Raw genomic sequence first — 12,326 nt, forward strand, 5'->3', positions numbered from 1 at the left:
AGAAAAAGCTTGTAGTTTGGATAGTCTCTAAACTACAAGCTTTTTTCATAGGGAAAATTATTATACTCAATTACTAGCAACTTGATATGCTACATGTCGTTTCTCAATTCGTTCCTCAATTTCTTTCATATTTTCTTTATTATTTAATAGTGATTGTTTATTTTCAATTAATAATTGTTTAAAAGATTTTCTCACTTTTTTTCTCATTTTCATTGTCCTCCTTGGGGGATGATTTATATAAAGTGAAACTTTAATCAGTGGGGGTTTTCTTCATCCCCCACTGATTATTAGTTGAACCAATCGGACTTTTATGGGCAGTTGATCCCCCACCTAACTTCTTTGCTTTCGCTGAATTTTAAGATGGGGGTCTTACTGCCCATTAAAGTGGGATAAAAGATAATGAATTATCTGGTTGTTCTTATAATAATTGATTGTTGTGAATTCTATTTGAACTTCATATGAAAATTCCGTTTATTTTCTGACAACTTTGTGAACACTCAAAAAAAGAGATTCCCCTAAAAAAGTCTATAGTTGTTTCATTCAATTACATCAATCGCCATTTGCATCATCTTATATCGGTTTATATTATCTAAACGTTTATATATCACAATATAAATTTCATATATTTTCACTTATTAACATACTGTTTTCCAAATTAAAAAAGAAGGTGTCACCTAGTCTAAGTTCGACTTATGCAACATCCTTCTTTTCAACTATTTACAGCATATTGATTAATATTTCAGGTCTTCCCCAATTCATTTCTTCACAAACGAATCGTAGTTTTTCTTCATCTATTGTGTGTAATCCTTCTTCTAGTGAACATGAAATAGGAACTTCACAATGAATTTGTGCCAATTGTAATGAAATATTTAAATTCTCTAAATCACTTTCAATCTTCGTACGTTGCGCTTTCGTTAATGATGTTATGTTTTCTAGTACAGCTGATACTGTTCCGTGTTCTTGAATAAGCTTATACGCTGTTTTTTCACCAATCCCTTTTACACCTGGATAATTATCACTTGTATCTCCCATAAAAGCTTTCGCATGAACAATTTGCCACGGTTCTACACCTTTTTCTTCCATAATTTTCTCCGGTGTGTAATACTCGTAATTTCCAATTCCTTTGCGCAGAAGCATAACTGTAACGTTTTTATCAACAAGCTGAAGTAAATCCGTATCACCTGTTAAAATATAAACTTCCGCTTCATTGCAATATTGTTTTGCTAGTGTACCGATACAATCATCCGCTTCATACCCTTTCAGACCGATAACTGGAACAGATAATTTTGCAGTCATTTCTTGCACTAGATCAAATTGCGGAATTAATTCTTCAGGCGGCGCTGCACGATTTGCTTTATAATTTGAGAACGATTCTGTTCTAAATGTTGTACTTCCCATATCCCAGCATGTTACGATATGTGTCGGTTCAATTGCTTGCATTGCCGTTAATAAATGTTTCATATAACCATGAATCCCATTTGTAGGGGTACCATCTTGTCGTTTCATAAACTGTCCATAGACACTTGTTGCATAAAAAGCACGAAATAATAGTGCCATACCATCAACTAATAATACTTTTTTCATAATTCCTCTCCTACCAAAAAAATAATAACCTCACGTCATCACGTAAGGTTATATAAATAGATTACCATTCTACGTTTTTCAACTTTGTCTATTATACATTGTTTTTGTATATTTAGCATCATTTACACATTAAGACGTTCTACTACAACAAGTATGAAGAATCCCTGTATACGTATTTTTCCCAGTTGAAACTACTACAGCTTTCGCATTTCCACCAACAATATACGTTCCTTTGAAACATACATTTTCAAGTTCAAGTGGATTATAGTCTTTCATTCTTTTTAAAGGAATAAATCGTTTGCGCTCAAGATGATAGCAGCTTTCAAACTTCTCAATACTCGCATCATTTCCTGTTAGTACAGATTCATTTACTAATAAATCATTTGCATAAATGATACGTACATCTGCTGGTACTGTGTCACCTTCTGAAAGGAAAATTATATCCCCAGGAACAAGCTCTTGTACTGGCAAATCCATCATTTTTAATTCACCATTTAAACCTGTTACACTAGAACATTCTACTCGAGACACAGTAATCTTTTCACATTGTAATCCATCTCTCACATGTTGTTTTGAAAAACCTGGGATCATTCCACTTAGCTTCATCATTACTTCCGCAATACGAGCTCTTTTTGAAGTTAATTCATTTCGGCCGTATACTTGAATACGTTTTTGTGCCTCTTTCATAGATAATCCATCTCTTGTTGTTTTAAAATACGCAAATACAGATTTTACATCTCTCGTTGCGATTTCAATTAATAAATCTTTATTTTTTTGAAGCAATGTTTGTTCTTTCATTGATTTTTTACTTAATTTATATGACGTGTTACCCACAGTTTTGTTTGCATATAACATATTATCGTCTCCTCCTTTACAACGTAGGAAGAAACGCTTTGTTTCTCAATTTATCTACTTTACTGTGAAAGTATTTAGCGCTTAAACATACATATAAACGCTACATGATGATAAATATAAAGGGAGGAACAAGTCGTTTCCTGCCTACATCATATATTTTTGATTTGAAGTATATGGGTAACGGAACCGAGTCAGAATTTGACATGCTCCTCACCTCCTCGTTTTATTTTATAGTTTATACTATGAAATTACTCATAGCTTTGCAACAAAAAGACCTTTACTCCGAAAAGAGTAAAGGCCATGACATACACAAATAAACGATTCCTAATACAATTAGAAATCTACGGACCTCTCCCTCGCCGAGTTTTAGCACTGTATAGCATAGGTACATTACCAGCTACGTTAAGAAAAACCTTAATTCGATCATTCCTGTTGACCCATTGGCGTCTCTCGACATTTTTGGGCAGTAGCATTTCTCTATACAGGAGCCTCACCTAACAGAGACTTATTTTTATTACATAGAAAATGTTACTCTTATTTAAAATAGATGTCAACAGGAGCCTACATTTTTTTCGAAAGGTATAACAAACTAACCTAGATATAATAAAGACAGAAAGTGCTATATTTATTACGGAAACTTCACCGGTGAATCCAGATAACATGGATATATGTATGCAACAAAAAAACCTTACGTATAAAACGTAAGGTTTTTATTTAGCCCCACATATGCCGTTCTCTCTAGATGTCCATAAACCTGCTCTCACAGGTGGATGCTCTCACAAATGTTTGTAACTTCCTTCTTAAAAAGATGGCATGTTAGCTACATTTAAATATTGAACTTCCATATTAAACTTATTGGTTTAAGACATGCATAAGCTACGTACACCGTAGGAATTTTATATAATGTTAGTTGAAATAAGACCCCCGCACGTGCCGCTCCTCGTAAATGTCCAAAAACCCGCTACTCGCAGGTGGATGCCCTCACAGTTACCGTACATCTTCCTCCACAAGGAAGGCTTGATGATGGTCGCTAAATATTGAGCTTCCGTATAACTAACATCGGTTTTAGACATAAATAAGTTACGTACACCGCAGGATGTATTATTTACTTGTCGTTATATTATCACATTGTTTCCAATGTGTAAAATACAAAGTTTTTCGAGCAATCTCTTGCTTGTGACCTTATTTTAATACAAATTATTTTTGCATGCAAGTGATTAATCTTCTTCTTTTGCAATTTGATTTTCTGGATAAGAAATCCAATCACTCCAGCTACCTGCATACAATTTAACATTCTGAAATCCAGCTAATTTCAATGCAACGATATTTGGACATGCTGTAACACCAGAACCACAATATACAATTGTTTCCTTATCTTTCGAAAGATTTTGGAATCGTTCTTGTTGCTGAGCTTCATTCTTAAATTGTCCTGATTGCAGCATTCCATCCTTCCAAAAATAATTTACTGCTGTTGGAATGTGTCCTGCTTTCGGATCAACAAGTTCCTCTACACCAGCATAACGTTTTGGCTCTCTAGAATCAATTAACGTAACATCTGCACCTGCATAAATATTCTCTCTCACCGTTTCCATCGTTACAAGCATATGATTTTGTACATTTGCTTTGAATGCTTTTCGTTTAGTAACAGAAATTTCCGTTGTTACCGGTAGTCCATTCTCTTTCCATGCTGGAAATCCGCCATCTAATATATATACTTTCTCATGTCCTACATAATTTAATAACCACCAAAGACGAGAAGCATTTGCACCCGCTTCACTGTCATATGCAATCACTTTCGTATGTTCATCAATACCAGCTTGCGAAAGCTTGTCTGCAAACTCCTCAATATTCGGTAACGGGTGGCGACCACCATGTTCTGTTATAGGACTTGATAAATCTACATTCAAATCAAAATATAATGCATGAGGAATATGTTCTTCCTCATACTTTTCTCTACCCCAATTAGGATTCGCTAAATCAAAACGACAATCGATTATACGGACGTTCTCATCTTCTATATGCTCACGTAACCATTCGACTGTAACTAACATCTTTAACGACCTTCTTTCTCTTTCAAACGACTTACATACTCCATAACCATTTCTTTTGTAACATATTTACGCTCTAGTGTAACACCATTTTTTGCAAGAGCATTAATTTGCTTCGTTACAACATTAATGACATCAACCGAAAATTCTTTCCCATTTGACGCAAGAGATACGGCTGCTTCAATAGCTGCTTCACGCTGCGCATCTAATTGTAAACATGCTTTTACACTTTCATTTTGTTTACGAGAATGTGCTGTAATTGCTTTATGTACTTCCATCTTCTCTTCCCCCTAAATAAGTTATACGTTCTGATTTAATTCCATTGCAAGCCGAATCATATCACGGCATACAATCCCATTTTCAATAATCTCTTCTTCATAATGCTTCGAAAAGTAATCAAAATCAATAGAAAAAATACGAAATCCACATTTTTGATATAAAGCAAGTTGTGAAACACTAGAATTGCCTGTACCAACTTCAAGTTTTGACATACCATATCCTTTAGCAGTTTCTATAGCATGACTTACTAGCTTCTTTCCAATGCCTTTTCCTTGCAAATGCTCTACAACCGCAATATTCATAATTTCCATCGTCTTCGGCCTTGTTTCCAAAATCACATATACACCGATTACATTATCCTCTTGCTTAGCTACGTATGTTAATCCTCTTTGTACATATGCACCAATTTGCTGTTCACTTGGATCGGCAAGTAGTAATAAAGACTTCGGTATAGCTTCTTTTGAAATACGTTCTATTACAACAGTCATAAAAAATTCCCCCTTCTCTATTGTTCTAAACCCTCCTTGTCTACCATAAGTAATAGAAAGGAGGGATTCACCATGGACAACAATGAGAAAAAATGCAACGTCATCTCTATTGATGGAAAGAAGAAGAAGAGCGACACGTATTCCTATCCAAAATTAGTAGTAGAAAACAAAACATATGAATTTTCTTCGTTCGTCTTATGCGGTGAAACACCAGACGGCAGACGACTCGTTCTTACTCATATGATTTCTACCGATGAATTTGCTGGGTTTGTCAAATCTTTAGATACTGTACTACAAAAGAAAATCGAACGAATCTTTTTCTCATAACGACTACATCACATACATTTCTTTTTCAATCTCTACTAATTGCTTTTGCAATTGTTCTTTACTTTGTTCATATAGTGATACATCAATTGTTTCAGCCAATGCAAATAATACACTTTCATAATAATTCATCACATCTTGCTGCATCACTTTTTGGAATAAGTTCCATTTCAAATCCCACTCTTGCTTATAATGATGAACAAATAAATCTTTTTCATCAGCTACATAGTTTGATACGAGAGGTTCTAATACAGATTTAGCGTCTTCTTGCATAAAGGCTTTGTCATTCTTTTCAAAAAAGCTTTTCTCGTTTTTAAAGTGTGCCAATGCTTTTTTGAAATCTTTTATTTCAACTGAAGGGAACGGTTCTTTATGTGTAATATCTTTATATTCATATTCCACTGTTCCATTCATAGAAATTGATTCATTTTCTACTTTACAGTTCACCACAATTTCATTCTTTGCACGCTTCATCGCTTCATCTATCCATTTTTCAAGGCGTAATGATGTCGCACGCATTTCTTGTAATAAATCATGCTGAATAAATGCTACTAATTCCATAACACACTGCTGCAACTGCACTTTCACATTTCCATCCGTTCGAAGCGATGCTGGATTAATAAATTCAGTAAACACATCGTTATAGCGTAGGAATAGACGTTGTTGCACGTAATAAAGCAATTCTTTCACTTCATTTTGCATCGCCTGTTCTTCAGCAAGCACACTATATGATGAAATAATATGAAGTAGTTGATCACGCTCTGCTTCATATTTTTTCGTTTGCTTCTCTTTCTCTTCATTCCCCTGCTTTGCACCATTTATCATATTTACTAACAGCTGATCTGCCCCTTGCAATGCACCATATAAAGCATGAACAGATACGAGCATTAAATCTCTCATCATAAAGGATGTAAATGATTCCTCGAACTTAGCAATCCCAGAGTTTTGTAAAATACCGTACTTCTCTTTTTCAATATTTTTCCCTTGTTTCTCTTCAAGCGCACATAAACTTGAAATTGCAAATAAACGCGGATTCCTAATACCGTATTGCAGTAGCTGATCTGCGATATAACCTTTTACCATTTCAAGCTCTTCTTCAGACTCTGCTAAATCGGCCGCATTAATTAAGAAGAACATTTTATCAAGAGCAAAAGTATCCTTTACACGACCAAGCTGAATTAAAAATTCACGGTCAGCACGAGAGAACACGTGATTATAATACGTGACAAATAAAATAGCATCTGCGTTTTTAATATACTGGAACGCAACGTCTGTATGGCGGGCGTTAATAGAATCCGCTCCAGGTGTGTCTACAAGCGCTACTCCTTGCCTTGTTAATGCACAATCATAATAAAGCTCCATGTACTCAACAAAACAAGATTTTTCTTCATTCGCTACATAATCAGAAAACTCATCTAATGTAACTTGTACTTGCTCACCTAAATGCGCAGAAACCGTATCATACCCTTTTTGTACCGCTCGTAAAAAGCTAAATGTTGTTTTTTGCTTTCCAGTTGGTGAAGGGTATTTCATAACTTTATCAATCTGTGCTAACGCTTCATCTAACGTAGTAATCTCATAATGAAACAGCTTATAAACAGCTTTCATATCTTCTAATAAGGCTTGCTTTGATTTAAATTGAACCATTACTGTTCCGTGTGGTTTTTCCTCTGTAACTGGCAAAATTTGATTAATCGTTGCCGTCGTCGGATTTGGTGACACAGGAAGTACTTTTTCACCAAGCAATGCATTGGCAAATGATGATTTCCCAGCACTAAAAGCTCCAAATAATGCCACTGTAAATTGTTTCGTTTCCACACGGCGCCTTTTTTCTATTACCTCTTGCTGTACATGTTTTAGCGCTGGCAATGGCTCTAATATCGTTTCAGCTTTCTTCACTTTCTCTAATATACGCTGAATATTTAAAGCTGCCGTTCCTTTTATCTCTTCCTCACGAGCCGCTACGTTATCATTTACAATTTCCTGCTCTTGTAGTGTGAATTTCTCACTAACAATTTGTTTTTTACTTTGCAATATTTCCTCTACTTGCAATCCTTCTGGTGTAGCAACACGATCATGCCAAATATTTTGTAAATAGCCTTCATATGCCTCCAAATTGTTACTGTATTGCAATTGTGTTTCTTTCGCAGTTTGCAACATCGTATATGTTTCAATCTCTTCTTCAACACGATCAACTGCTTCTTTTACCTTTTGCTTTAAAACGACTGCACTTTTATCAAAAATTTGCTGTGCTTTTGTAAAATAACGTTTCTTTAATTCATTCGCTACATCCGCTGTATAAAGAAGTAAGTAATCACCTGTGAAACCTGCACCTTGTTTAATTACTTCCGCTAACATTTCTGGTCCAAAAGCAATTTCTAAAGCATATATGTCTTTCCCAATCTCTTCTGTAAACAACCCTTCTTCTTTTAAGAAGGCAACAATAAATTCTTTCACATGAAAATCAAGTTGCGTTTCGACAGTCTTTTGCAAAGCAGCATAAAAAGCATCTAAACGTCTCTGTTTTTCTTGCTCAGTCTTTCCTTTCGCAAATAGCAAACCAACTTTAAATTTTGTTAATTTCGTTTCTAAGTACGCATTTGCCAATTCTCTCATTTCAAATGGCATTAAATACGCGTTATCTAATATAGCTTGTAAACCTTTTATAAATTCATTTCTCATTTGAGACTCTTTATTAGCCTCGCGATGTTTCATTTCCGTTAGCTCTTCTTTCTTTTCAACTATTTCTGAAATGGAAAGCGGTGATGCTAACTCTTCCTCATATTTCAAAAGAGCTTTTTCATTTTCAGAAAGAATAAACGAGAAATGTTCCCCCATTAAATATTCTGTTTCTCGCTCCATTCCATCTCTTACATACTGCTCTTTTTCTTTCATAATAGAAGTAATTAACGTTTCTAGGTTTTCAATTTCATTATGTGGATGGTTCATCATTCGTAATGATGTATAATAAACTCCATCTACTTCAATATCCCAGTTAGAGAATGATTGTTTTACACTATCTCTATAATCCGCAAACGATAATTCATTTTCTTTATGTTTATCTATTTGATTTACAACGAGATAAACCGTTTTATTACGTTGTTTCAATTCTTTAACAAATTGTAAATTCACTTCCGATTGGACGTGATTATAATCCATCATATAAAAAATCACGTCTGCTAGATGCAGCGTTGATTCTGTCGCTAGTTGATGGGCATCATCTGTTGAATCAATCCCTGGTGTATCAACTAACATAACACCTTCAGGAATTGGCGCATCATTCCGATAAATATGAACACCAATTACTTCATCGCCATCTTTACAAATTTGTTTTAATTCTTCTGCTGAATATGCACCGTCATATTCGTACTGCTCTCCAGATTTAATCGTTACAACAACACGATCAAATCCCTTTTCAATTTTAACGACGTTAGCGCTTGTCGGAATTGGACTTGTCGGTAACAACTGCGCTTTATATAGATGATTCATCATCGTTGATTTCCCTGCTGAGAAGTGACCGCAGAATGCTATCATAAGCTGCTCTCGTTTATATTTTTGAATTACTTCAAACAACTTTAAGCTATTCTCTGCATCGCCGTGTTTTTGCCACTCTTCATAAAAACAAACAAGTTTTTTCATACCGTTTGTCTGTACTATGTTTGTCATCCCCTTGTTCCCCTTTATCCAAGATGTATATGCTATTTGCAAGCCAATAACCAGTGAGAAATGCACCTACTCATTGATTATCTTTTCACTTTACTATCATACTAAATTTTCAGCATATTCTCATTAAAAATAAAAAATCCCTTTCATTCTTTTTACAAATGAAAGGGATTTTATGTAATATCACTCATTTTGCTGTTCCTACTCCATTTAAAACATACTTTGCAATAACTGCATATACAGCGACTGTACCTGCTACTAATGCATATACCATACTCATGCACCAACCTTTTTTGATAATGATTATCACTTTTGAATACATTTTATCATTAAAGAGAATCATTATCAACACTTTTTCATAAAGAAAGCCCCTTATAAGAAGGAGCTTCACTGCCTGTTTTGAAAAAAGGTAAAACTTGTTGTGCACTCTTATTATATCTCATCTTACATAACTTAATAGTTAAAAAAAATGGAAATCCACCCTATACCCTCCATCTTACATTTTGTATAATAAAAGGGAATTACTTAACAAGGAGGAAAATAATGACACAAAATATTTCACAAGGCGAGAGGATACACTCCATCGATATTATTAGAGGAATAGCTGTACTTGGTATTTTTCTTGTTAACTGGCCTGTTATCGCCGGGATTGACTCACGTGATATTACAGGAATTTACGAAGGGATAGACAGCTACATTCGCCTATTTTACGATATGTTTATTCAAACAAAGTTTTATACTATCTTTTCGTTTTTATTCGGCCTAGGATTTTACATTTTTATGACTCGTGCTGAAGCGAAAACAGATCGACCAAAAACTTTATTTGTTCGTCGCTTACTTATTTTATTATTATTTGGTTTCTTACATTACGTTCTTTTATGGGACGGAGACATTTTACATACTTATGCAATTACTGGTTTTTTCTTATTTTTATTTTATAAGAGAGAGCCACGAACTATTTTAATTTGGTCAATTGTACTATTAAGTTTCATGCAACTGTTCTCATTATTAGGTTCTCTTCTCATGTTAATCGTGCCAGTAGAGGAATTAGGCCTTTCCACAGCAATTATGCCGTTAGAAAACTGGGGCTTACAAATCACAGACCGATTCCATTCTTTCTATTCTGAAGCAATTAGTAACAGTCTTATTATGCTTCCTGAAACACTAGGATTGTTTTTACTCGGATTATATGCCGGTAAAAAAGACATTTTCCGCCGTGCTAAGGAATTAGATCCAAAACTTAAAAAATGGCAAATCATTATGTTCATTTTAACATTACCGATGTGGTTTATTATGGTTTACTTCTTTATGAACAATCAACCATACACACCATTTTCACTTATGGGTATTACGATGATAAGCGGAAAGACATTATTCATATTCTACATTTTCACGCTCATGCGTTTATTACAAAAAGAAAAATGGCAAAAGATATTACGTCCGTTCCAGTACGTTGGTCGAATGGCATTAACAAATTATATCTCGCATACAATTGTTACGTTGCTTGTATTCGGAATATTGTTCAAAAATGATTATCTTGCTCCATTATGGGTAGGACCACTATTTTGCATCGGTTTCTACACGCTGCAAATCTTTATTAGCCGCTGGTGGCTGTCACGTTACCAATACGGGCCACTTGAGTATATATGGCGCCTTGGTACGTACGGAAAGATGATGCCACTTAAAAAGAAAAGCAAGGTCTCGTAAGCAACACAAAAATAAAAGGTTCAAATCGCATGCGATTTGAACCTTTTATCAATTTTACGCTTCTCTTACCGCACTTTGTATCGGAACTGGTTCATCCTTTACTTTCACTTTACGCTGCGGCACCATATTAAATACGATATTTAAAAGGACTGCTGACGCACTTCCAAGTACGATTCCGTTATCTGTTAAAATACGAATGCTTTCTGGAAGTTGTGAGAATAATGTAGGAACGACAGTAACTCCTAGTCCAATTCCGACAGAACATGCAACGATTAATAAGTTTTCTTGTCTTCCAAAATCAACGCTACTTAACATTTTAATACCATATGCCATTACCATACCGAACATCGCTAACATCGCACCGCCAAGTACTGATTTCGGAATGATTGTTGTAATAGCGGCGATTTTTGGAATGAACCCAAGAACGATTAACATACCACCACACGTGTAAATAATCACGCGATTTCTTACTCCAGTTAATTGAACAAGCCCTACGTTTTGAGAGTATGTTGTATACGGAAAAGCGTTGAAAATACCACCTAACACCATCGCTAATCCTTCTGCACGATAACCTTTTGTTAATTCTTTTTCACCAATCTTTTTATTGCAAATATCAGATAATGCAAAGTAAACGCCTGTCGCTTCTACAATCCCTACGCAAGCAACGAGAATCATCGTAATAATTGGCGTTAATTCAAATGTTGGTGTACCGAAATAAAATGGCTGGATACCATGGAACCAATCCGCTTCTCCAACCGCTTGCAAGCTTACTTTCCCCATAAATGCTGCAACGATTGTACCGAACAATAGACCTAGTAAAATAGAGATTGAACGAATAAATCCGTCAAAGAAACGATACATAATGATAATAAATAGTAACACACCAAATGCTAATGCTAAATTTTCAAGACTACCAAAATCTTTACTTCCTACTCCACCAGCCATATCATTAATAGCGGCAGGAACAAGTGTAACTCCAATTACGGTAACGACAGATCCTGTTACAACAGGGGGAAACAGCTTTACAAGCTTTCCAAATAATTTCGCAAAAATAACAACGAATAACCCCGCAGCAATAATCGCTCCATAAATAGAGGATACGCCGTATTGTTTCCCGATTGCAATCATCGGGCCAACCGCTGTAAATGTACAACCAAGTACAACTGGAAGTCCAATACCGAAAAAGCGATTTGATAATGCTTGTAAAATTGTCGCAACGCCGCACATTAATAAATCAATTGAGACTAAGTACGTTAACTCTTTTTGATTTAAACCAAGTCCGCCGCCCACAATAAGCGGAACGATAATTGCACCAGCATACATTGCAAGCATATGCTGCATACCAAGTGATGCGATTTTAAATGGATGTTGCTTCATC

General features: G+C 35.2%; 10 protein-coding genes, 2 other RNA genes and 1 riboswitch. Of the genes, 2 read left to right on the top strand and 10 right to left on the bottom strand.

Annotated features, from left to right (window positions below):
- Positions 1-66: 66 nt before the first annotated feature.
- The 8 genes from PDK19_RS10480 to PDK19_RS10515 all read right to left on the bottom strand — a co-directional run bounded on the left by PDK19_RS10480 (position 67) and on the right by PDK19_RS10515 (position 5,254).
- Complete coding sequence (locus tag PDK19_RS10480) at positions 67-207, bottom strand: FbpB family small basic protein (RefSeq protein WP_001228043.1); 141 nt, start codon at positions 205-207, stop codon at positions 67-69.
- A 510-nt stretch (positions 208-717) separates the two neighbouring features.
- Complete coding sequence (locus tag PDK19_RS10485) at positions 718-1,584, bottom strand: 5'-3' exonuclease (protein WP_000757048.1); 867 nt, start codon at positions 1,582-1,584, stop codon at positions 718-720.
- 129 nt (positions 1,585-1,713) lie between these two features.
- Positions 1,714-2,439: a P-type ATPase gene (locus tag PDK19_RS10490; RefSeq protein ID WP_000964962.1), complete on the bottom strand. Its 726-nt coding sequence runs from the start codon at positions 2,437-2,439 to the stop codon at positions 1,714-1,716.
- A gap of 343 nt (positions 2,440-2,782) precedes the next feature.
- Positions 2,783-2,948, bottom strand: a riboswitch (M-box (ykoK) riboswitch).
- Positions 2,949-3,152: 204 nt separating this feature from the next.
- A non-coding RNA gene (gene ssrS, locus PDK19_RS10495) (6S RNA) lies at positions 3,153-3,336 on the bottom strand.
- Positions 3,337-3,357: 21 nt separating this feature from the next.
- A non-coding RNA gene (gene ssrS, locus PDK19_RS10500) (6S RNA) lies at positions 3,358-3,540 on the bottom strand.
- A gap of 116 nt (positions 3,541-3,656) precedes the next feature.
- Positions 3,657-4,490 carry a sulfurtransferase gene (locus PDK19_RS10505; protein WP_049112585.1) on the bottom strand — a complete coding sequence of 278 codons (834 nt, stop codon included), beginning with the start codon at positions 4,488-4,490 and terminating at the stop codon, positions 3,657-3,659.
- Positions 4,491-4,492: 2 nt separating this feature from the next.
- On the bottom strand, positions 4,493-4,765 hold the full coding sequence (locus PDK19_RS10510) for a YpbS family protein (RefSeq protein ID WP_000451811.1): 273 nt from the start codon (positions 4,763-4,765) through the stop codon (positions 4,493-4,495).
- Between the two features lie 21 nt (positions 4,766-4,786).
- Positions 4,787-5,254 (bottom strand): GNAT family N-acetyltransferase, encoded by a 468-nt coding sequence (locus tag PDK19_RS10515; protein ID WP_049112587.1) that lies wholly within the window; start codon positions 5,252-5,254, stop codon positions 4,787-4,789.
- 72 nt (positions 5,255-5,326) lie between these two features.
- Here PDK19_RS10515 and PDK19_RS10520 point away from each other — a divergent pair, with 72 nt between their 5' ends.
- Positions 5,327-5,581, top strand: a complete 255-nt coding sequence (locus tag PDK19_RS10520; RefSeq protein ID WP_000369740.1) for a DUF3931 domain-containing protein — start codon at positions 5,327-5,329, stop codon at positions 5,579-5,581.
- A 3-nt stretch (positions 5,582-5,584) separates the two neighbouring features.
- Here the strand turns inward: PDK19_RS10520 and PDK19_RS10525 are convergent, their stop codons facing one another.
- Entirely contained in the window at positions 5,585-9,244 is a 3,660-nt protein-coding gene (locus PDK19_RS10525) for a dynamin family protein (RefSeq protein WP_000182149.1), read from the bottom strand.
- A gap of 540 nt (positions 9,245-9,784) precedes the next feature.
- On the opposite strand from PDK19_RS10525, the gene PDK19_RS10530 reads away from it, so the two are divergent.
- Positions 9,785-10,948, top strand: coding sequence for a DUF418 domain-containing protein (locus PDK19_RS10530; RefSeq protein WP_000193091.1), 1,164 nt, complete (start codon positions 9,785-9,787; stop codon positions 10,946-10,948).
- A gap of 54 nt (positions 10,949-11,002) precedes the next feature.
- Here the strand turns inward: PDK19_RS10530 and pbuX are convergent, their stop codons facing one another.
- On the bottom strand, positions 11,003-12,325 hold the full coding sequence (gene pbuX, locus PDK19_RS10535) for a xanthine permease PbuX (RefSeq protein ID WP_000809226.1): 1,323 nt from the start codon (positions 12,323-12,325) through the stop codon (positions 11,003-11,005).
- Between the last annotated feature and the right edge of the window lies 1 nt (position 12,326).

Origin of the sequence: Bacillus cereus group sp. BcHK124, from assembly GCF_027712065.1 — a bacterium.
Taxonomy (GTDB): Bacteria; Bacillota; Bacilli; order Bacillales; family Bacillaceae_G; genus Bacillus_A; species Bacillus_A pacificus.